The organism is Streptomyces thermoviolaceus, from assembly GCF_045209695.1.
In the GTDB taxonomy this organism is placed as follows: Bacteria; Actinomycetota; Actinomycetes; order Streptomycetales; family Streptomycetaceae; genus Streptomyces; species Streptomyces thermoviolaceus.
This window is the reverse complement of sequence record NZ_CP109280.1, coordinates 1,638,672-1,660,890: the sequence shown is the minus strand read 5'-3', so window position 1 is coordinate 1,660,890 and position 22,219 is coordinate 1,638,672. Positions and strand designations below refer to the sequence as shown.

The following is a 22,219-nucleotide window of genomic DNA, read 5'->3' as shown; positions in this document are numbered from 1 at the left end:
CGGCGCCGGAGCGAGGCGTGGCGCGGGCACCGCCGGCTGTGAGAGGGACGGGAATGGAACCGACCGGAAGCGCCGCCCCGCACTCACGGCTGCGCCGGATGACCGGCGTGTGGCGGGGGTGCCAGGGGCGGACCGGGAAGCGCACGGACGCTTCAAGACACCACGGGCAGGTCAGCCACGGGCAGGCCGCCCACACGCAGGCTGTGCCCGCGCACAGGTCGACCGGGGTCAGGGTGCCGGCCGGCGCCCGGTCCGCCGCGCCGTCCGCCGCCGGGACGGGGCCCGTCCGGCAGGCCCTGCCCGCAGCGGTGGTCGTCGTCGCCGCGCTCGCCCTGGGCATCGGCTTCTACCGGGCGTTCAGCCACGGCCACGCCCTCTTCCCCGCGGGCGCGGTCGGCTGGTCGCTGGCCGTGCTCACCGGCATCATCGTCGGCCACCTGGCGATGCTCGGCCGCGCCCGCTGGTGGGGCGGCACCGGCTCCGGCACGGCCCTGACCCTGGCCGTGTTCCTGCTGTACGGCTGGGTGCCCGCGGGGCTGGTCAGCCTCACCGTGGTCGTCCTGGTCGGCATGGCCCGCCGCCACCGCTGGCGGCCCGGCGTGCTCGACGGCGCCGTGGACATCACCGGGCTGTGCGCCGCCGCCCTGGTCCTCGGCGCCCTCGACCGCGTGCCGAGCGTGGAGCACCCCTGGGACCCGGCCACCTGGACCGCGTACACCGCCCCCCAGGTGGCGCTGGTGGCGGCCGTCTACCTCACGGTCACCCGCACCCTGCAGTGGTTCGTGCACGCGCCGCCCTCCGACGGCCTGCCCACCGCGGTCCGCACCGCCCTGACCCGGCAGGGCCTGCTCGCCGTCGCCCTGCTCGGCATCGCACCGCTCATCTGCGTCGTCGCGGTCGCCGAACCGGTGCTGCTGCCGCTGTTCGCCATCCCGCTCATCGCGCTGGACTCCGCGCTGTGGATCGCCCGCGCCCGCGCCGAGGAGCAGCTGCGCGACCGGCTGACCGGCCTGCCCAACCGGCAGTGGCTGCTGGAACGCATCTGGACCGCCCTCGACGACGCCGAACGCCTGGGCGCCCGCTCGGCGTTGATGCTGATCGACCTGGACCGGTTCCGCTCGGTCAACGACACGCTCGGCCATCTCGCCGGGGACCGGCTGCTGCTGCAGATCGCCGACCGGCTGCGCCAGGCGCTCCCGCGCGGCGCGGAGGCCGCCCGCCTCGGCGGGGACGAGTTCGCGGTGTTACTGCCCGTCGCCGACTCCACCACCTCCGCGATCCGCATCGCCCGCGCCCTGGTCACCACCCTCAGCTCACCGCTCGACCTGGACGGCCTCACCCTGGTCCTGGAAGCCAGCGCGGGCGTGGCCGTCTTCCCCGACCACGCCCTGGACGCCGAAGGCATGCTGCGCCGCGCCGACGTGGCGATGTACCAGGCCAAACGGGACCGCACCGGTGTGGAGGTGTACGAGTCCAAGCGGGACTCCAACACCCCCGACCGGCTCGGCCTGCTCGGCGATCTGCGCCGCGCCCTGGACGCCCACGAGGTCCAGCTGCACTACCAGCCCAAGGTCCGCTTCGACGGCCAGGTCGCCGGTCTGGAGGCGCTGGTGCGCTGGATCCACCCCGAGCGCGGAAAGGTCCCGCCGGACGAGTTCATCGCCATCGCCGAGTCCTCCGGGCTGATGCCCCAGCTGACCGAGTACGTGCTGGAGACGGCCCTGGAGCAGGTCGCCGCCTGGCGCGCCCAGGGGCTGTACGTGCCGGTCGCGGTCAACGTCTCCCCGCGCGATGTGCACACGCCCGGCTTCGCCGGCTCGGTGGCGGCGCGGCTGGCCCGGCACGGCGTCCCGGCCGGCGCCCTGCAGCTGGAGATCACCGAGCATGTGCTCCTGGAGGACCCGCAGCGGGCCGCCGACACCCTCGCCGCCCTGACCGGGCACGGCGTGAAGATGTCGCTGGACGACTTCGGCACCGGGTACTCCTCGCTGGTGCATCTGCGCCGGCTCCCGGTGAGCGAACTGAAGATCGACCGCTCGTTCGTGGCCCGGCTGGCGAAGGACACCGAGGACGCCGAGATCGTCCGCTGCACCGTCGACCTGGCGCACTCCCTGGGCCTGCTCGTCGTCGCCGAGGGCGTCGAGGACGACGAGACCTGGGAGCGCCTGCGCGACCTGGGCTGCGACGCCGTCCAGGGCTGGCTGGTGGCGGCCGCGATGCCGGCGGAGGAGACCACGGCCTGGCTGCGGGCGCGCGGCTCGCGGGGCTGGGTGAAGCCCGCCAAGCCCGCCGCGGCCCTGCCCGCGGTGACGAGCGACGAGTGACCCGCCCTCGACCCGCCGTCCGGGCCGCACCGTCACCACCCACCCGCGCGGCCGGGACGGGTGCCGGATCAGCGCGGCCAGGACCGATCTCTCCCGGTACCCGGTGCCCGGGTGTGGTCCGTCCCTCGCGTGGCACTCGGGCCGCCCGCCGGGCCGCTCGTCCGGGGCGCTCGCCCGTGACACCCGCCGGGGCGGCCCGACGGCCGGCGACCCCCGCGGCCCCGCCCCGGCGTTCCCGCACAGCGCCCGGCGCCTCCGGGGCGTCCGTGGCCTCGACGGCACGCCCGTGGCGCCCGGGCCGGCGCCCGCCATGTGCCCGCCCCGGTGTCCGCGGCCGCCGCACGGCCCGGACAGGACCCCACCGAGGAATCGCCATGTCACTGTTCGTGCCGCACTTCGACGACACCGTGCTCGTCCGCGAGGCCGACGCCGAGACCGTCGGCCGGGCGCCCGTCACCGTCCGTCTGCTCGCCGACAGCAGCGCCACCGGCGGCGCCCTGTCCACCCAGCGCGTCGCCCTGGGGCCCGGCGCCGACGGAGCCCTGCCGCACCGGCACACCCGCAGCGCCGAGATGTTCTTCCTGCTCGACGGCGCCGCCGACATCCTCACCGGCGAGGAGGTGGTGACCGCCGGCCCCGGCGACCTCGTCGTCGTCCCGCCCGGCACGCCGCACGCCTTCGCGGCCGTGCCCGGCACCGGCGCCGACCTGCTCATCGTGCTCACTCCGGGCGTCGAACGCTTCGAGTACTTCCGGCATCTGCAGCGCATCCGCACCGGCGAGGCCACCCCGGAGAGCCTGCGCGAGGTGCAGGAGCGGTACGACAATCACTTCCTGCACAGCTCGGCCTGGCAGGCCCGCCGCGGCTGAGCCGCGGGCGAAACCGTTTCACGGCCACCGCCGCCCGCCCCATAGGATTGGCCCCAAACCGCACACACTCACCCCAGAGGATCGCTGCATGCCTGGCATCACGCGCGAGGAGGTCGCCCACCTCGCCCGGCTGGCGCGTCTGGAGCTGAAGCCCGAGGAACTCGACCACCTCGCGGGACAGCTGGACGACATCATCGGCGCGGTGGCCCGCGTCAGTGAGGTCGCCGACCAAGACGTACCGCCGACCTCCCACCCGCTGCCGCTGACCAACGTCATGCGGGCGGACGAGGTCCGTCCGTCGCTCACCCCCGAGCAGGCGCTCTCCGGCGCCCCGGCCCAGGAGCAGCAGCGTTTCAAGGTGCCGCAGATCCTGGGGGAGGAGTGACCGCCATGACGGACACCAACAGCATCATCAAGCTCACGGCCGCCGAGATCGCGGAGAAGATCGCCTCCGGCGAGCTGACGGCCGTCGAGGTCACCGAGGCCCACCTCGCCCGGATCGAGGCCGTCGACGAGAAGGTGCACGCCTTCCTGTACGTCGACCGCGAGGGCGCCCTCGCCCAGGCCCGCGCCGTGGACGAGAAGCGGGCGCGCGGCGAGAAGCTCGGCCCGCTGGCCGGCGTGCCGCTCGCGCTGAAGGACATCTTCACCACCGAGGGCGTGCCCACCACGGTCGGCTCCAAGATCCTGGAGGGCTGGATCCCGCCGTACGACGCCACGCTCACCAAGCGGCTCAAGGCCGCCGACGTGGTGATCCTCGGCAAGACCAACATGGACGAGTTCGCCATGGGCTCCTCCACCGAGAACAGCGCCTTCGGGCCGACCGGCAACCCCTGGGACCTCACCCGGGTCCCCGGCGGCTCCGGCGGCGGCTCCTCCGCCGCCCTGGCCTCCTACCAGGCGCCCCTCGCCATCGGCACCGACACCGGCGGCTCCATCCGGCAGCCCGCCGCCGTCACCGGCACCGTCGGTGTCAAGCCGACCTACGGCGCCGTCTCCCGCTACGGCATGGTGGCGTTCTCCTCCAGCCTCGACCAGGGCGGCCCCTGCGCCCGTACGGTCCTGGACGCCGCGCTGCTGCACGAGGTGATCGCCGGGCACGACCCGATGGACTCCACCTCCATCGACGCCCCGGTCCCGCCGGTCGTCGAGGCCGCCCGCAACGGCAGCGTGCAGGGCATGCGCGTCGGCGTGGTCAAGCAGTTCCGCGGCGAGGGCTACCAGCCCGGTGTCCTGCAGCGCTTCGACGAGTCCGTCGAGCTGCTGAAGGAGCTGGGCGCCGAGATCGTCGAGCTGGACTGCCCGTCCTTCGACCTGGCGCTGTCCGCGTACTACCTGATCGCACCCAGCGAGTGCTCCTCCAACCTGGCCCGCTTCGACGGCCTGCGCTACGGTCTGCGCGCCGGCGACGACGGCAGCCACTCCGCGGAGGAGGTCACCTCCCTGACCCGCGAGGCCGGCTTCGGCGCCGAGGTCAAGCGCCGCATCATGCTCGGCACCTACGCCCTCAGCTCCGGCTACTACGACGCCTACTACGGCAGCGCGCAGAAGGTCCGCACCCTCATCAAGCGGGACTTCGACAAGGCCTTCGAACAGGTCGACGTGATCGTCTCCCCGACGACCCCGACCACCGCCTTCCCGATCGGCGAGCGCGCCGACGACCCGATGGCGATGTACCTCGCCGACCTGTGCACCATCCCGACCAACCTGGCGGGCAACGCGGCCATGTCCCTGCCCTGCGGTCTCGCCCCGGAGGACAACCTCCCGGTGGGCCTGCAGATCATGGCCCCCGTGATGAAGGACGACCGCCTGTACAAGGTGGGCGCCGCCGTCGAGGCCGCCTTCGTGGAAAAGTGGGGTCACCCGCTCCTGGAGGAGGCTCCGTCGCTGTGAGTGCACTGTCCAAGGCCAAGGGCTTCAAGCAGTCGAAGTCCGGCACGTACCTGTCCATGGCCACGACCGCGTTCGGCGCGATCGGTGTCGCCAAGCAGATCAAGAAGGCCCGCGCCGAGAGCGACACGCTGCGGCTGATCGACGCCATCGTCACCGCCGCCGGCGTCGTCACCGGCCTCGCCATCCTCTACCGCGAGCTGAAGCGGCTGGGCGACGACGACGTCCTGCTGGGCTGAGAGGGAAGTTTCACCGTGACCACCACGACCGACCTGGTGTCGTACGAGGACGCGCTGGCGTCGTACGACCCCGTCATGGGCCTCGAGGTCCATGTCGAACTCGGCACCAAGACCAAGATGTTCTGCGGCTGTTCGACCGCGCCGGGCGCCGAGCCGAACAGCCAGACCTGCCCGGTCTGCCTCGGCCTGCCCGGTGCGCTCCCGGTCGTCAACGCGACCGGCGTGGAGTCCGCCATCAAGATCGGCCTCGCGCTGAACTGCGAGATCGCCGAATGGTGCCGGTTCGCCCGGAAGAACTACTTCTATCCGGACATGCCGAAGAACTTCCAGACCTCCCAGTACGACGAGCCGATCGCCTTCAACGGCTACCTCGACGTGCAGCTGGAGGACGGCGAGGTCTTCCGCGTGGAGATCGAGCGCGCCCACATGGAGGAGGACACCGGCAAGTCGACGCACATCGGCGGCGCCACCGGCCGTATCCACGGCGCCTCCCACTCCCTGCTGGACTACAACCGCGCCGGCATCCCGCTCATCGAGATCGTCACCAAGCCGATCGTGGGCGCCGGCGAGCGCGCCCCCGAGGTCGCCAAGGCGTACGTCCGTGAGCTGCGCGAGGTCATCCGCGCCCTCGGCGTGTCCGAGGCCCGCATGGAGATGGGCCAGATGCGCTGCGACGTGAACCTGTCGCTCAGGCCCAAGGGCGCGGACGCCTTCGGCACCCGCAGCGAGACCAAGAACGTCAACTCGCTGCGCTCGGTGGAGCGCGCGGTGCGCTTCGAGATCCAGCGCCACGCGGCCGTCCTGTCCGGCGGCGGCACGGTCGTGCAGGAGACCCGCCACTTCCACGAGGACACCGGCTCCACGACCTCCGGCCGGGTCAAGGAGGAGGCCGAGGACTACCGGTACTTCCCCGAGCCCGACCTGGTGCCGGTCGCCCCGTCCCGCGAGTGGGTCGAGAAGATCCGCTCCTCGCTGCCCGAGCTGCCGCTGGTGCGCCGCAACCGGCTGCGCGAGGAGTGGGGGATCTCCGGCACCGACATGCAGGCGATCCTCAACGCCGGCGCGCTGGACCTGATCGTCGCCACCATCGACGCCGGTGCCGACCCGGCCTCCGCCCGCAAGTGGTGGATGGGCGAGCTGGCCCGCCAGGCCAACGAGTCCGGCAAGGCCCTGGACGAGCTGGCGATCACGCCGCAGCAGGTGGCGCGGATCACCGAGCTGGTCGCCAAGGGCGACCTCAACGACAAGCTGGCCCGCCAGGTCATCGAGGGCGTCCTCGCGGGCGAGGGCGGCCCCGACGAGGTGGTCGACAAGCGCGGCCTGAAGGTCGTCTCCGACGAGGGCGCGCTGACCGCCGCCGTCGACGAGGCCATCGCCGGCAACCCGGCCATCGCGGACAAGGTGCGCGGCGGCAAGGTCGCCGCGGCCGGTGCGCTGGTCGGCGCGGTGATGAAGGCCACGCGCGGCCAGGCCGACGCGGCCCGCGTCAAGGAGCTGATCCTTCAGAAGCTCGGCGTCGGCGAGGGCTGACGGAGCGGACGACGCCCCAGGGCAGGGGGACGCACCGGGTGCGGTGCGTCCCCCTGCGCATGTCCGCGGGGGCCGCGGACCGGGGACGGGCCGACCGCACGGTGACCGGCCGGCGGCACGGCGCCGGGACCCGCGAGACCGTGCCGCTGCGAACGAGAACGCCTGAGGCGACGAGAACGCCTGACGTGCACGAGCACGCGTGACAGGAAACGGCCTAGGAGACCCGCAGTTCCAGAATCCGGTCGTCGCCCTTCCTGGGCTCGCCCCGGCCGTCGGTGGCGCTGGTGACCAGCCACAGCCTGTCGTCGCCCGCCCGGGCCACCGTGCGCAGCCGGCCGTACTTCTCCGTGAGGAAGGCCTGCGGCGTCGCCGCCGCCCGGGTGCCGTCCAAGGGGATGCGCCACAGCCGTTCGCCCCGCAGACCCGCCATCCACACCGAGCCCCGCACCAGGGCGATGCCGCTCGGGGAGGCGACGTCCGTGTGCCACTGGGCCACCGGGTCGCGGTACCCGCTGCGCCGGGCCGTGCCCTCGACCACCGGCCAGCCGTAGTTGCCGCCCGGCACGATCGCGTTCAGCTCGTCCCAGGTGTCCTGGCCGAACTCCGAGGCGAACAGCCGCTGCTTGTCGTCCCAGGCCAGGCCCTGCACATTGCGGTGGCCCCAGCTGTAGACGGGGGAGCCGGGGATGGGGTTGCCGGGGGCGGGTTCGCCCTCGGGGGTCAGGCGCAGGATCTTGCCGCCCAGGGACGTCTTGTCCTGGGACAGGTCGCGCCGGCCGCTCTCGCCCGTGCCGGCGTACAGCATCCCGTCCGGGCCGAAGGCGATCCGGCCGCCGTTGTGGATGAAACCCTTGGGGATGCCCTTGAAGACCGTGTCCGGGGCGCCCAGCTGCCGGCCGGCCGGTTTCGCCTGGTCGTACCGCATCCGCACGATGCGGTTGTCCGACGCCGAGGTGACATAGGCGTAGATCATGCGATCGTCGGCGAAGTGCGGGGAGAGCGCGATGCCGAGCAGACCGCCCTCGCCCTCCGGCGCCACCCCGGGGACCGTGCCCAGCTCCGTCGTCCGTCCCGTCTTCGGATCCACCCGGGTGAGGGTCGCCTCGTCCCGGGAGGAGACCAGCAGCGCGCCGTCGGGCAGCTCGGCCAGGCCCCACGGAGAGCGCAGCCCCTGCGCCACCGTGCGCAGCACCGTCACCGACCCCTTGGCCGGCGCGGCGCTCTCCCGTGCGGAGGACGACGGTGCGGCGGCGGTACGGCTCGGCACCCCGCCGCTCCCCGCGTCCGGCGAGGACCTGCCGGAGGAGCAGCCCGCCAGCAGCACGGCGGCGGCCAGTGCACCCGTCACACCCGTCACAGCTAGGCGTCGCTGCACGATCCCGTCCCTTCGTCGCGGTCGCAGGGGCGTGCGTGTCGAACGCACCGCCCGTGCCCTCCAGGGTCGCGCCCACAGGCCGACGCCGCCACGCATCGGGTCACCCGGACGGTCAGTCCCACGACCCCCGCGCCGGCGGCAGCCGCCGCAGCTCCTGAAGGTCCTCGGGCGTCAGCCGCAGCCCGGCGGCGGCCGCGTTCTCCTCGGCCCAGCGGGCCTGCTTGGTGCCGGGGATCGGGATCACGTGCGGGCCCTGGGCCAGCACCCAGGCCAGGGCCACCTGAGCCGGGGTGACCTCCTCGCCGTGGCGGGCGGCCACCCGGCGCAGCCCGGCGACGATCGGCTGATTGGCCGCCATCATCTCGGCGGTGAACCGCGGGTGGCGAGCCCGCAGATCGTCCGGTTCGAAGCCCTGGCCGGGGGTGAGCGTGCCGGTCAGGAACCCGTTGCCGAGCGGCATCGCCGCCAGGAAACCGATCCCGCGCGCCGCGCACCAGGGCAGCAGCGAGCCGAGCGCCTCCGGTGACCACACCGACAGCTCGGCCTCCACCGCGGTCACCGGGAACACCTGCTGCACGCGCTCCAGTTGCCGGATCGTGGTGTCGAACAGCCCCGCGCCGGGCCGCCGCTCACCGCGCACGCCCACGGCGCACAGACCCAGCGCGCGCACCTTGCCGGCCCGCACCAGCTCCGCCATCGCGCCCCAGGTCTCCTCGACGGGCACCTCGGGGTCGGCCCGGTGCAGCTGGTACAGGTCGATCACGTCCGTCTGCAGCCGCCGCAGCGACGCGTCGCAGGCCCGCCGGACGTATCCGGGCCGCCCGTTGGCCACGATGTGCTGCTCGCCCACCAGCAGGCCCACCTTGGTCGAGACGAAGGCCTCCTCGCGCCGCTGTCTGAGCACCCGTCCGAGAAGCAGCTCGTTGGTGAACGGGCCGTACATGTCGGCCGTGTCCAGCAGCGTCGAGCCCAGGTCCAGGGCGCGGTGCACGGTCCGGAGCGACTCCGCCCCCTGCTGCCGCGACGTGCTGTAGGCCCAGCTCATCGGCATGCACCCGAGTCCCACGGCCCCCACCGCGAGTGCCGTCGCGCCGATCGTCCTGCGCTCCACCTCGCCGCAATCCTCCCTCGCCTGCGCATCACCAACCTAACCTCCGGCCCCGTCCCGCCTGGCATAGCCTCCTGCCATGACTGGTGACGTGTGGCTGCCCATCCCGCCCGAGGAGATCCCGTCGCTCCCCGAGGGCCCCGACTACCTGTTCTGGGACGGGGGAGAGGACGGCACGCAGGAGTATCCCGGCGATCCGGCCGACTGTGTGTTCTACGTCGTGCCCTACATGGCCCCCGCCGAGATCGTCCTGCGCCCGGTGCCCCGCATGACCTCGGTGCGCGTGGTGCAGACGCTGACCGCCGGCACCGACCATGTCGAGCCCGGCCTGAAGGACCTTCCGCCCGGCGTGCACCTGTGCAACGCGCGGGGCGTGCACGACGCGAGCACCGCGGAACTGGCGCTCACCCTGATCCTCGCCTCCCTGCGGGGTGTTCCCGGCGCGGTGCGCGCCCAGGACCGCGGTGAGTGGCGGGGCGGTTTCCAGCCCGCGCTGGCCGACAAGAACGTCCTCATCGTCGGATACGGCTCGATCGGGGCCGCCGTCGAGGACCGGCTCGCGCCGTTCGAGGTCGCGCGGGTGGCGCGCGTAGCGCGCTCCGGGCGCACCACAGCGCGCGGTCCAGTGCATCCGCTCACCGAACTTTCTGCTCTGCTTCCGGACGCCGATGTCGTCGTCCTGTGCACGCCCTTGACAGACGCCACGCGCCACCTGGTCGACGCCGGCTTCCTCGCGCGCATGAAGGACGGCGCCCTCCTGGTCAACGTCGCGCGCGGTGCCGTGGTCGACACCGAGGCGCTGCTGGCCGAGCTGGAACGCGGCCGGATCACCGCCGCCCTGGACGTCACCGACCCCGAGCCGCTGCCCGCGGACCATCCCCTCTGGCACGCACCGGGCGTGCTGATCACCCCGCACGTGGGCGGCGCCACCTCCGCCTTCCGGCCCCGCGCGGAGCGGCTGCTGGTGGACCAGGTGACGCGTTTTCTGCACCACGAGCCACTGCTCAACGTGGTCGTCACGACGGGCCCGGCCTGATCCGGCGGCAGGCCGCCGCCCCGCCCCGCCCGGGCGGCGACGCCGCGTCCGCGCGCGTCGTGGCCGGGTGCCCGCATCGTTCCGTCACGCAGAGTAGACGAACTATGTCCCTGAGTGACGGTCCTGGTGTATCGTCCCCGACAGGGACTGCGCCGGGACGGATCGGCGCCGGGGACGGACATCTCGAACTGCGAGGGGGGAGACGGGCGATGCACGGCCTAGGGACCAACCATTCGACGCGGCGGGGCCGCCGTCACAGGCCCTGGCACGCGGCCGCACGCCGGCGCGGCCACCACGGCGGTCGGCACACCCGCCCTGGCGGACTGCCGCACTGTCACGGCCGTCCCGCGCGGCACGGCCATCATCAGCACCGCCGGCCGGGCGGCCGCAGGAGGCACACGGCCCACCGCGACGGGCGGGAGCCGGCGGCACCCACCGGAGGGGTCCGGTGAGTCCCCCGACCCCCGCCGGCGCCACGTTCGAGGCCACGGTCGGCGGCCGCTCCGGGGCACAGGCGCCCCCGCTCGGGAAACGGGCCGCCGCGGACCGCGCACGCCGGCTGGTACCACAGCTCGCGCTGGTGCTGATGTGCGCCGGCTACGCCGTCGGCTCCGCCTGCGGCTGGGGATCCCCGCGCGTGGCACTGATCATGGGCGACTTCGGCCTGGCGGCCGCGGCCGGCACCGCCGCCGTGTCCTGTGTGCTGTACGCCCGGGACCGCCGCGTCCGCTTCCGCTCCGCCTGGCTGCTCTTCGCCGCCTCGCAGGCGATGGTGTCGCTGGGCAACGCGGTCTGGGGCTGGTACGAGGTCGTCCTCGACCGGCGGGTGCCCCACCCCAGTTACGCCGACCTGTTCTACCTCTGCTTCGCGCCGCCCGCGATCATCGGCCTGCTGGTGCTCGCCAAACGGCCGGTGACCAAGGCCGGATGGGTGTGCCTGGCCCTGGACGCCTGGCTGATCGGCGGCTCGCTGCTCACCCTGTCGTGGAGCCTCGCCCTGGCCCAGGCCGCCGCGCTCGACGGGCCGAGCGTCACCCACACCGCCCTGTCGCTGGCGTACCCGCTGCTCGACATCGCCCTGGTGAGCATGGTGCTCGCGCTGCACTTCCGTCGCACCCCGGTCAACCGCACCGCGGTGAACACCGCGATCGGCGGCCTGGCCCTGACCGTGGTGAGCGACGCCCTGTTCACCTCCCCGCTGCTGCACCACAGCTACCGGTCCGGGCAACTCCTCGACGCCGGCTGGTTCGCGGGCTCGCTGCTGCTGGCGTACGCCCCGTGGGTCACCCGCCGGTCCGCCGCCCGGGCCACCGAACAGCACGACCGGGACGGCACCGGCACCCCGTGCGCCGCACTCGGCACGGCCGCGGCCCTCCCGTGGCAGCCGGACGGCCATCGGACACCGCCCCGCCGGGACGAGGGCCACGCCCGCGACCACACCGACGACCCGCCGACAGACCGCACCGGCACTCCCGCACCGGACCGGGCGGAGGCGCATCCGCGCGACGGGGACGGCCGCACCCCCGAGGTCGACGGCCACGCGCCGGCGGAGCCCGAGCAGGAGACCGGACACCGTGCCGCACCGCTGTGCGGGGACCACGGTCTGCCATCCGCGCCGGGCGGCGACCACGACCGCTACCCGGCGGGCCGGCCCATCGCCGGCTCCCTGGCCGCCCTCACCCCGTACCTCGCGGCCGCCGTGTGCACGCTCGGGATCCTCTACAACGTGCTCAACGGCCGCAGCGTGGACCGGGTCGTGCTGATCACCGCGGGCGCCGTGGTGCTCGCCCTCGTGGTGCGCCAGGGCATCATGCTGCTGGACAACATCAACCTCACCCAGGAACTGGCCGAGAAGGAGAACCACTTCCGCTCCCTGGTGCAGGGCTCCAGCGACGTCATCATGATCGCCGCACCCAACGGCGTCCTGCGCTACGTCTCCCCGGCCGCCGCCGGGGTGTACGGACGGCCGGCGGAGGAACTGGTCGGCACCGAGCTGGCCAGCCTCATCCATCCCGAGGACCTCGGCTGCGTCGTGCACGAGGTGCGCCGCTTCCTCGTCGCCGGCCCGCAGGAGGAGCCCACCACCCGCATCGAGTGCCGCTTCCGCTCCGGCGACGGCGGCTGGCTCAACGTCGAGTCGACCATCAACCGCCATCGCGGCGGCCTGATCTTCAACAGCCGGGACGTCACCGAGCGGGTGCGCCTGCAGGCACAGCTGCAGCACAACGCCGAGCACGACCCGCTCACCGACCTGCCCAACCGCGTCCTGTTCACCAAGCGGGTGCAGCAGGCCCTGTCCGGCCGCCGCTCCACCGACCACGGCACCGCCGTGCTCTTCATCGACCTGGACGGCTTCAAGGCCGTCAACGACACGATCGGCCACCAGGCCGGGGACGAACTGCTCGTCCAGGCCGCCCGCAGACTGCAGGACGCGGTACGGCAGGGCGACACCGCCTCGCGGCTGGGCGGCGACGAATTCGCCGCGCTCATCCTCGGGGACGGCACCAGCGACCGAAGAGCCCGCGAAGGGCACATCCTGGAGCTCGCCGACCGCCTCAGGGTGACCCTCTCGCAGCCGTACACCATCGACGGCAACGATGTCCGCGTCGCCGCCTCCATCGGCGTCGCCTTCGCCGAGCCGGGCCTCGGCGCGGGAGAGCTGCTGCGCAACGCCGACCTGGCGATGTACCGGGCGAAGGCCGCGGGCAAGGGCCGCGTCGAGCTGTACAAGCCGCAGATGCAGCAGGACGTCGTCTGCAAGGCGCAACTGGCCGGACGGCTGCGGGCCGCCCTGCACGACGACGAGTTCACCCTGCTGCACCAGCCCGTGGTGGACCTCGCCGACGGCCGGATCGTCTCGGTCGCCGCCCAGGCCCGCTGGCGCTCCGCGCAGGGGGTGCTGTACACCCCCGCCGAGTTCCTCCGGGTCTCCGAGGACAGCGACAAGACGGCCGAACTGGGCCGCTGGGTGTTGGAACAGGCCATCCAACAGGCCGCGGAACGCGCCCGGGACGGCCTGAGCGTGCCCGTGGTCGTGCGGATGGGCGCCCGGCGCCTGGTCGAGCGCTCCCTGCCGCCCGGCACCGTGGAGTCGCTGCTGACCCGGCACGGACTGCCCTCCGACGCCCTGGTGATCGAACTGTCCGACACCGACCCGCGGGTCCCGCTGGAGGAGCTGGAGCGGCGGCTGTCCGCCCTGCGCCGGCTCGGCGTGCGCATCGCCCTGGACGGCTTCGCCAGCGGCCACGGCGCCATCACCGCCCTGAGGAAACTGCCCGTCGACATCCTCAAGCTCGACCGCGGGCTGGTGCAGGGCGTCGTCGAGTCCGCGCGGCTGCACAAGATCACCAGCGGCCTGCTGCGCATCGCCGGCGATCTCGGCCTGCAGTCCGTGGCCGACGGCGTCGACCGGCCCGAGCAGGTCGTCGCCCTGCGCGAGATGGGCTGCAGCCACGGGCAGGGCATGGCGTTCTCCGGACCGCTGGAGGAGTACCGGCTGCGCCGGGCGCTCGACACGGGCCCCTACACCGTGCCGCACGGCCCGGCCGAACCGGCGCTGACCGCAGGGGTGCGCGACACGGAGGGACACGTCGGCGTCGACGGAGCCACGGCCGCGCGCCGCTCCGACGGGCTGAGCACGGTCGTGGCGTCCCCGCCGACCATGGCACCCCGGAGGTGAGCCGGCCGCCCGGCCCCGGCGGCCGGCTCACCCTCCGCGGTACGGCGGTGGGTGAGCCGTGCCCGTCGGTGTGTCCCGCGGCGCCTCATCACCCGTTCGTGGCAGCACAGAAGCCCCGTCGCTCATATCGTGAGACGCCTGTCCCACCCACTTGACACCGGGTGCGCGGCGGCGAGAGGGTCAGTGCCATGCGCACCCGAATTCTCGTACTTGGACAGCGCGTCGGCTGAGCCGGGACCCACCGGAGATCCCTCCGGAAACCCCGGCGACCCACCCGACGCGCTCCCCTCGCTTGCCCTGCGGCACGAGGGGTTTTTTGTTGCACGGGCATCTGCCGCACCGCAGTCGAAAGTCGTGCGAACCTGGCGAAAGCCGTATCGCACACCCCGCACACACCTCAGCATCGAGAAGAGAACGCCGATGACCGAGCAGGCCACCGGGGCCCATCATCCGCAGCCGCGGCCCCGAACCTCTGGACAGCCGTCCGCGCCCGTCGAGCACGTCACGGGTGCGCAGTCCCTCATTCGCTCTCTCGAGGAGGTCGGCGCCGACACCGTATTCGGTATCCCCGGCGGTGCGATCCTTCCCGCGTACGACCCGCTGATGGACTCCACCCGGGTGCGGCACGTCCTGGTCCGGCACGAGCAGGGCGCCGGCCACGCGGCCACCGGCTACGCGCAGGCCACCGGCAAGGTCGGTGTCTGCATGGCCACCTCCGGTCCCGGCGCCACCAACCTGGTCACGCCGATCGCCGACGCGCACATGGACTCCGTGCCGCTGGTCGCGATCACCGGCCAGGTCGCCTCCTCCTCGATCGGCACCGACGCCTTCCAGGAGGCGGACATCGTCGGCATCACCATGCCGATCACCAAGCACAACTTCCTGGTCACCGAGGCCAAGGACATCCCCCGGGTGATCGCCGAGGCGTTCCACATCGCCTCCACCGGCCGCCCCGGCCCGGTCCTGGTCGACATCGCCAAGGACGCCCTGCAGGCGAAGACGACCTTCTCCTGGCCCCCGGTGATGGACCTGCCCGGCTACCGGCCCGTCACCAAGCCGCACGCCAAGCAGATCCGCGAGGCGGCCCGGCTCATCACCGCCGCCAAACGCCCCGTCTTCTACGTCGGCGGTGGCGTGCTCAAGGCCGGCGCCACCGCCGAGCTGAAGATGCTGGCCGAGCTGACCGGAGCGCCCGTCACCACCACCCTGATGGCGCTCGGCGCGTTCCCCGACAGCCACCCGCTGCACGTGGGCATGCCCGGCATGCACGGCAGCGTCACCGCGGTCACCGCGCTGCAGAAGGCCGACCTGATCATCGCCATCGGCGCCCGCTTCGACGACCGCGTCACCGGCCGGCTGGACAGCTTCGCCCCGCACGCCCAGGTCATCCACGCCGACATCGACCCGGCCGAGATCGGCAAGAACCGCGAGGCCGACGTGCCGATCGTGGGCGACGCCCGCGAGGTGCTGGCGGACCTGGTCCAGGCCGTGCAGAAGGAGCACGCCGAGGGCCGCAAGGGCGACTACAGCGCCTGGTGGAAGGACCTGGACCGCTGGCGCGGCACCTACCCGCTGGGCTACGACCAGCCCGAGGACGGCTCGCTGTCCCCGCAGGCGGTCATCGAGCGCATCGGTCAGCTCGCCCCCGAGGGCACGATCTTCGCGGCGGGCGTCGGCCAGCACCAGATGTGGGCGGCGCACTTCATCCAGCACGACACCCCCGGCACCTGGCTGAACTCCGGCGGCGCCGGGACCATGGGCTACGCGGTCCCGGCCGCGATGGGCGCCAAGGCCGGCCGGCCCGAGCGGACCGTCTGGGCCATCGACGGCGACGGCTGCTTCCAGATGACCAATCAGGAGCTGACCACCTGCGCCCTGAACAACATCCCCATCAAGGTCGCCGTCATCAACAACGGCGCCCTGGGGATGGTCCGCCAGTGGCAGACGCTGTTCTACAACCAGCGCTACTCCAACACCGTCCTGCACTCCGCCCCGGACGACGTCGACCCCGAGGCCCGCGGCACCCGCGTCCCCGACTTCGTGAAGCTGGCCGAGGCGATGGGCTGCCACGCGCTGCGCTGCGAGCGGCCCGAGGACCTGGACAAGGTCATCGAGGAGGCGAACGCCATCGACGACCGGCCCGTCGTCGTGGACTTCATCGTCCACGAGGACGCCATGGTCTGGCCGATGGTCGCCGCCGGCACCTCCAACGACGAGATCATGGCGGCCCGGGACGTGCGACCCGACTTCGGCGACACCGAGGACGACTGAGAGCACCGGGACACCCGAGGACTTCAGGAAGGTACGACCGACATGTCCACCAAGCACACGCTCTCGGTCCTGGTCGAGAACACCCCCGGCATCCTGGCGCGGATCGCCGCCCTGTTCTCCCGCCGCGGCTTCAACATCGACTCGCTCGCGGTCGGCGTGACCGAGCACCCCGACATCTCCCGCATCACCATCGTGGTCAGTGTCGAGGACCTGCCGCTGGAGCAGGTGACCAAGCAGCTCAACAAGCTCGTCAATGTGCTCAAGATCGTCGAGCTGGATCCCGCCCAGGCCGTCCAGCGCGAACTCGTCCTGGTGAAGGTGCGCGCCGACAACGAGACGCGCTCCCAGATCGTCGAGATCGTGCAGCTCTTCCGCGCCAAGACGGTCGACGTCTCCCCGGAGGCGGTGACCGTGGAGGCCACCGGGTCCAGCGACAAGCTGTCGGCCATGCTCCGCATGCTGGAGCCGTTCGGCATCAAGGAGCTGGTCCAGTCCGGCACCATCGCGATCGGACGTGGCGCCCGTTCGATCACGGACCGTTCCCTGCGCGCCCTCGACCGGTCGGCCTGACGGCACGACCCACCGCGTCCGTCCTTCTGACGACGCATCCGGGCGGCCGGCCGCACCCCGGCCGCCCGCATACCGAGACCTCCGGACCTCCCGTCCGCCCACCGGCATACGGTGGGACGCACAACCTGCACATCAAGGAGAGAACACAGTGGCCGAGCTGTTCTACGACGCTGACGCCGACCTGTCCATCATCCAGGGCCGCAAGGTCGCGGTCATCGGCTACGGCAGCCAGGGCCACGCCCACGCCCTGTCGCTGCGCGACTCCGGCGTGGACGTCCGGGTGGGTCTGCACGAGGGCTCCAAGTCCAAGGCGAAGGCCGAGGAGCAGGGCCTGCGGGTGGTCACCCCCGCCGAGGCCGCCGCCGAGGCCGACGTCATCATGATCCTGGTCCCGGACCCGATCCAGGCCCAGGTCTACGAGGAGTCCATCGCCCCGAACCTGAAGGACGGCGACGCCCTGTTCTTCGGCCACGGCTTCAACATCCGCTTCGGTCTGATCAAGCCCCCGGCCGGCGTGGACGTCTGCATGGTCGCCCCGAAGGGCCCGGGTCACCTGGTGCGCCGTCAGTACGAGGAGGGCCGCGGCGTCCCCTGCATCGTCGCGGTCGAGCAGGACGCCTCGGGCAACGGCTTCGCGCTGGCGCTGTCCTACGCCAAGGCCATCGGCGGCACCCGGGCCGGCGTCATCAAGACCACCTTCACCGAGGAGACCGAGACCGACCTGTTCGGCGAGCAGGCCGTGCTGTGCGGCGGCACCGCCGCCCTGGTGAAGGCCGGCTTCGAGACCCTGGTCGAGGCGGGCTACCAGCCGGAGATCGCCTACTTCGAGTGCCTGCACGAGCTGAAGCTGATCGTCGACCTGATGTACGAGGGCGGCCTGGAGAAGATGCGCTGGTCGATCTCCGAGACCGCCGAGTGGGGCGACTACGTCAGCGGCCCGCGCATCGTCACCGACGCCACCAAGGCCGAGATGAAGAAGATCCTGTCCGAGATCCAGGACGGCTCCTTCGCCCGGACCTGGATGGACGAGTACCACGGCGGTCTGAAGAAGTACAACGAGTACAAGAAGCAGGACTCGGAGCACCTGCTGGAGACCACCGGCAAGGAGCTGCGCAAGCTCATGAGCTGGGTGAACGAGGAGGCGTAAGCCTCGCCGTACGGGGCCGGAGCATCGCTCCGGCCCCTTTTGCCGCCGCCAGGGGGTACCGTCGACAGCGACGGGGGCGTGCGGCCTTGTCCACCCTGTCCAGCCACGGACGGGTGATCCTTCCGCAGCGGCGCAGTGCGACGCACCCGGCGCCACTACACTGCAGAAGAACAACGCGTCAGGCCCACAGCGTCGTGCGTCTTCCACGCGGTAGCCCCCTCCTCCGCCTGCGGCCGTCGGGACGGCCGTCCGCATCGCACATGTGAGGACTCACGTGAGCTCGAAACCTGTCGTACTCATCGCTGAAGAGCTGTCGCCCGCCACCGTCGACGCGCTCGGTCCGGACTTCGAGATCCGGTACTGCAACGGCGCCGACCGTGCCGAGCTTCTCCCCGCCATCGCCGATGTCGACGCGATCCTGATCCGTTCGGCCACCAAGGTCGACGCCGAGGCGATCGCCGCCGCGAACAAGCTCAAGGTCGTCGCCCGGGCGGGCGTGGGCCTGGACAACGTGGACGTCTCCGCCGCCACCAAGGCCGGCGTGATGGTCGTCAACGCGCCCACCTCGAACATCGTCACCGCCGCCGAACTGGCCTGCGGTCTGATCATCGCGACCGCCCGCAACATCCCGCAGGCCAACGCCGCGCTGAAGAACGGCGAGTGGAAGCGCAGCAAGTACGTCGGTGTCGAGCTCGCCGAGAAGACCCTCGGCGTCGTCGGCCTCGGCCGCATCGGTGCCCTGGTGGCCCAGCGCATGTCCGCCTTCGGCATGAAGGTCGTCGCCTACGACCCCTATGTGCAGCCCGCGCGCGCCGCGCAGATGGGTGTGCGGGTGGTCTCCCTGGACGAGCTGCTGGAGATCTCCGACTTCATCACCGTCCACCTGCCCAAGACCCCCGAGACGATCGGCCTGATCGGCGAGGAGGCCCTGAGCAAGGTCAAGCCGACGGTGCGCATCGTCAACGCCGCCCGCGGCGGCATCGTCGACGAGCAGGCGCTGTACGCGGCGCTCAAGGAGGGCCGGGTCGCCGGAGCCGGTCTGGACGTGTACGCCAAGGAGCCGTGCACGGACTCCCCGCTGTTCGAGTTCGACCAGGTGGTGTGCACCCCGCACCTGGGCGCCTCCACCGACGAGGCGCAGGAGAAGGCGGGCATCGCCGTCGCCAAGTCCGTCCGGCTCGCGCTGGCCGGTGAGCTGGTCCCGGACGCGGTGAACGTCCAGGGCGGCGTGATCGCCGAGGACGTCAAGCCGGCCCTGCCGCTCGCCGAGCGCCTCGGCCGCATCTTCACCGCGCTCGCCGGCGAGGTCGCCGTCCGCCTGGACGTCGAGGTGTACGGCGAGATCACCCAGTACGACGTGAAGGTGCTGGAGCTGTCCGCGCTCAAGGGCGTCTTCGAGGACGTCGTCGACGAGACGGTCTCCTATGTCAACGCGCCGCTGTTCGCCCAGGAGCGCGGTGTCGAGGTGCGGCTGACCACCAGCTCCGAGGCGAGCGACCACCGCAACGTGGTCACCGTGCGCGGCACCCTCGCCAGCGGCGAGGAGGTCTCCGTCTCCGGCACGCTGGCCGGCCCGAAGCATGTGCAGAAGCTCGTCGCGGTCGGCGACTACGACGTCGACCTGGCGCTCGCCGACCACATGGTGGTCCTGCGCTACGAGGACCGTCCGGGTGTCGTCGGCACCGTCGGCCGGATCATCGGCGAGGCGGGCATCAACATCGCCGGCATGCAGGTCTCCCGCTCGACGGTGGGTGGCGAGGCCCTGGCGGTGCTGACCGTCGACGACACGGTTCCCGCCGCGGTGATGTCGGAGGTCGCCGCCGAGATCGGCGCGACGTCCGCCCGCTCGGTGAACCTCGTCTGAGACCTCAGTCCGAGGCGTGCACGAACGAACGCCGGACGGGCCGACCTCGGTCGCCCGTCCGGCGTTCGTCTTCTCCCCGCCGGCGGGCCGAGGAACCACAGCTGCCGGGTGCCGCTCGAGCGCAGGTCGGCGCTGATCGCGGGGCGCGAAGAACAGGGCCGGGACGTCCCTGAAGACCAGCGGCAGCGGCAGCATCAGCACGCCGAGCGCGGCCCACTCGCGACGGGCCGACACGACGGGGCGCGCTCGGTGCGCCGGCGGGGTCGGTCGGGTTCGTCGTCACGCGCGAGGACTGTACCGGCGTACTGAACGAGCGTATAGAACATGCGTCTAGGACGCTTGTATGGCCCCGGGTAGGGTGACCGCATGGGACACCGTGAGGATCTGCTGGAGGGTGCCAAGCGCTGTCTGCTGCACAAGGGCTTCCTGCGCACCACGGCGCGCGACATCGTCAAGGAGTCGGGCACCAACCTCGCGTCCATCGGGTACCACTACGGCTCCAAGGAAACGCTGCTGGCGCAGGCGTACGGGGAGCTGGTGGCCGAGACCTCCGACGCCTTCGAGGGGCCGGACAGCGGCGGCGTCACGGCCGAACCCGGATCCCTGGAGCGGTTCCGGCAGGTGTGGGCGCACATCATCGGCACGATGCGCGAACCCGGATCGGTGTGGCGGCTCGGCATCGAGATCGCCGCCCTGGGCGACCGGCTCCCCGTCGTGCGCGACCACCTCGCGCAGCAGCAGCGGGATGCCGAACGGGCCCTCGTCGCCCTGTTCCTGGGCATCCCGGCGGAGCAGGTGACGGACGACGTCCTGGACACGGTCGGCCGGTTCTGCACCGTCCTGATGTCGGGCCTCATCCTCCAGTGGCAGTTCGACCCGGAGCGGGCCCCCGACGCCGACGCGCTCGCCGAGGGGCTGCGGCGCGTGCTCGAGGGCACGGGGCGCGGCTGACCCGGCACTCCGCCCTCCCCTATAGGCGCGGCCCTCCCCTACAGGCGCGACGGCACTCCACCCCGCCCTACAGACGCGCCGCCTTCAGTGCCATGTGCAGCAGCAGCCGGTCCTCGCCCTCGTCCAAATCCAGGCCGGTCAGCTGCTCCACCCGGGACAGGCGGTAGTACAGGGTCTGCCGGTGGATGCCCAGCTCCGCGGCCGTCCGTCCTGCCTGGCCGGCGCAGTCGAGGTAGACCTCGGCGGTGCGGGCCAGCTCACGGTGGGCGGGGGCCAGCAGCGGTCCCACCACGGGATCCTGCGCGGCGCGCGGCGGCAGCGCGGTCAGCAGCCGGTAGGGGCCGATGTGAGCCCACTGCGCCACCGGTCCCAGGCGCGGCTCGGCCAGCGCGGCCCGTGCCGCCGCCGACGCCTGCGCCCAGGCCGTGCCCAGCCCGGCCAGGCCCGTGCAGCCGGCGGCGATCCCGGCGGCCGCCGCACCACCGGCCCGCTCCAGCAGCCGGGCCGCCGCCGAGGTCGCGGGGGCGGCCGCGTCCGTCGAGCGCAGCCTGATCAGCACGCCCAGGCACTGGTCCGCGACCCCCCACGGCACCGTGCACAGGGCCGTCGCCCCCGGCAGGGTGCGCACCGACGGGGCGTCGTCGGGGTCGGCGGACGGCCAGGGCGCCACGCACACCAGGGTGTGCGGGCCCTCGCCGCGGGCCCCCAGCGCCGTGCGCAGCTCCGCCACCGCCGCCTCGCGCGGCCAGCCCTCCTGCGCGGTGAGCACCGCGCGCAGCTCCCGGGTGAGGTCGGCGCCGTGCTGCACCTCGTCGGCGAGCAGCGCACCGATCCGCGCCGTGACCGCCATCGCCGCCGCCAGCTGCTGCTCGCCGGGGCCCGGGTCGTCGTCCAGCAGCCAGACGTAGCCGAGGACGACACCCCGATGGCGTACCGGCAGGCAGATCCGTCCCCGGTAGACGCCGGCCTCGGGGGTGGGCGGGATGCGCACCGGCCCGGTGGCGCGGGTGATGCCGAAACTCTCGAACCAGCGGCGCACCGCGGCGGTGGAGCGCCGGGTGAGGATCGACCGGGTGCGCACCGGGTCCAGCGCCGACGGATCCAGGTCGCCCTCGCTGTCGTAGGCGCCGAAGGCGATCAGCTCGAAGGTGCGGCTCTCCAGGGTGGCCGGCGCGCCGAGCAGTTCCGAGATCTCGTCGACCAGTTCCTGGTAGTCACCCTTGTCGTCGGCCCTCACCCGGGCATTCTCCACCATCCGGGAACGGCCTTCATACACCTGTCTGAGATCACGGGCGCGGATGCGTGACAGCTGTCAGTGGCCCACGATCACAGTGATCCATAGCTTTCACGGTGGTTCTCCGTGCCG

At 72.6% G+C, this 22,219-nt stretch carries 16 protein-coding genes; 13 read left to right on the top strand and 3 right to left on the bottom strand.

What is annotated here, in order from left to right:
* Window positions 1-53: 53 nt before the first annotated feature.
* From OG899_RS07190 to gatB, 6 genes are all read left to right on the top strand, one after another.
* A complete protein-coding gene (locus OG899_RS07190) occupies window positions 54-2,324 on the top strand; it encodes a bifunctional diguanylate cyclase/phosphodiesterase (RefSeq protein WP_125496207.1) in 2,271 nt (756 codons plus the stop codon).
* A 374-nt stretch (window positions 2,325-2,698) separates the two neighbouring features.
* Window positions 2,699-3,193 (top strand): cupin domain-containing protein, encoded by a 495-nt coding sequence (locus OG899_RS07185; RefSeq protein ID WP_125496206.1) that lies wholly within the window; start codon window positions 2,699-2,701, stop codon window positions 3,191-3,193.
* Between the two features lie 88 nt (window positions 3,194-3,281).
* On the top strand, window positions 3,282-3,578 hold the full coding sequence (gatC, locus tag OG899_RS07180; protein ID WP_125496205.1) for an Asp-tRNA(Asn)/Glu-tRNA(Gln) amidotransferase subunit GatC: 297 nt from the start codon (window positions 3,282-3,284) through the stop codon (window positions 3,576-3,578).
* A gap of 5 nt (window positions 3,579-3,583) precedes the next feature.
* A complete protein-coding gene (gene gatA, locus OG899_RS07175; RefSeq protein ID WP_125496204.1) occupies window positions 3,584-5,086 on the top strand; it encodes an Asp-tRNA(Asn)/Glu-tRNA(Gln) amidotransferase subunit GatA in 1,503 nt (500 codons plus the stop codon).
* Entirely contained in the window at window positions 5,083-5,322 is a 240-nt protein-coding gene (locus OG899_RS07170) for a hypothetical protein (protein ID WP_125496203.1), read from the top strand. Before gatA ends, OG899_RS07170 begins: the two co-directional genes overlap by 4 nt.
* Before the next feature lie 15 nt (window positions 5,323-5,337).
* Window positions 5,338-6,852, top strand: coding sequence for an Asp-tRNA(Asn)/Glu-tRNA(Gln) amidotransferase subunit GatB (gatB, locus tag OG899_RS07165; RefSeq protein ID WP_125496202.1), 1,515 nt, complete (start codon window positions 5,338-5,340; stop codon window positions 6,850-6,852).
* Between the two features lie 214 nt (window positions 6,853-7,066).
* On the opposite strand, the gene OG899_RS07160 is transcribed toward gatB, so the two are convergent.
* Both OG899_RS07160 and OG899_RS07155 read right to left on the bottom strand, forming a co-directional pair.
* A complete protein-coding gene (locus OG899_RS07160) occupies window positions 7,067-8,200 on the bottom strand; it encodes a sorbosone dehydrogenase family protein (RefSeq protein WP_229814485.1) in 1,134 nt (377 codons plus the stop codon).
* 139 nt (window positions 8,201-8,339) lie between these two features.
* Window positions 8,340-9,338: an aldo/keto reductase gene (locus OG899_RS07155; protein ID WP_125496200.1), complete on the bottom strand. Its 999-nt coding sequence runs from the start codon at window positions 9,336-9,338 to the stop codon at window positions 8,340-8,342.
* A 76-nt stretch (window positions 9,339-9,414) separates the two neighbouring features.
* Between OG899_RS07155 and OG899_RS07150 the strand changes: the two genes are divergently transcribed.
* From OG899_RS07150 to OG899_RS07120, 7 genes are all read left to right on the top strand, one after another.
* On the top strand, window positions 9,415-10,371 hold the full coding sequence (locus tag OG899_RS07150; RefSeq protein ID WP_189343448.1) for a 2-hydroxyacid dehydrogenase: 957 nt from the start codon (window positions 9,415-9,417) through the stop codon (window positions 10,369-10,371).
* Window positions 10,372-10,819: 448 nt separating this feature from the next.
* Entirely contained in the window at window positions 10,820-14,050 is a 3,231-nt protein-coding gene (locus OG899_RS07145; protein WP_406310939.1) for a putative bifunctional diguanylate cyclase/phosphodiesterase, read from the top strand.
* A gap of 420 nt (window positions 14,051-14,470) precedes the next feature.
* Complete coding sequence (locus OG899_RS07140) at window positions 14,471-16,321, top strand: acetolactate synthase large subunit (protein WP_125496199.1); 1,851 nt, start codon at window positions 14,471-14,473, stop codon at window positions 16,319-16,321.
* Between the two features lie 42 nt (window positions 16,322-16,363).
* Window positions 16,364-16,891 (top strand): acetolactate synthase small subunit, encoded by a 528-nt coding sequence (gene ilvN, locus OG899_RS07135; protein ID WP_125496198.1) that lies wholly within the window; start codon window positions 16,364-16,366, stop codon window positions 16,889-16,891.
* Window positions 16,892-17,039: 148 nt separating this feature from the next.
* Entirely contained in the window at window positions 17,040-18,038 is a 999-nt protein-coding gene (gene ilvC, locus OG899_RS07130) for a ketol-acid reductoisomerase (RefSeq protein ID WP_125496197.1), read from the top strand.
* A gap of 274 nt (window positions 18,039-18,312) precedes the next feature.
* On the top strand, window positions 18,313-19,902 hold the full coding sequence (gene serA / locus OG899_RS07125) for a phosphoglycerate dehydrogenase (RefSeq protein ID WP_406310938.1): 1,590 nt from the start codon (window positions 18,313-18,315) through the stop codon (window positions 19,900-19,902).
* A gap of 366 nt (window positions 19,903-20,268) precedes the next feature.
* Window positions 20,269-20,853, top strand: a complete 585-nt coding sequence (locus OG899_RS07120; RefSeq protein ID WP_168131257.1) for a TetR/AcrR family transcriptional regulator — start codon at window positions 20,269-20,271, stop codon at window positions 20,851-20,853.
* 67 nt (window positions 20,854-20,920) lie between these two features.
* On the opposite strand, the gene OG899_RS07115 is transcribed toward OG899_RS07120, so the two are convergent.
* A complete protein-coding gene (locus OG899_RS07115; RefSeq protein WP_285876497.1) occupies window positions 20,921-22,108 on the bottom strand; it encodes a CdaR family transcriptional regulator in 1,188 nt (395 codons plus the stop codon).
* Window positions 22,109-22,219 lie beyond the last annotated feature (111 nt).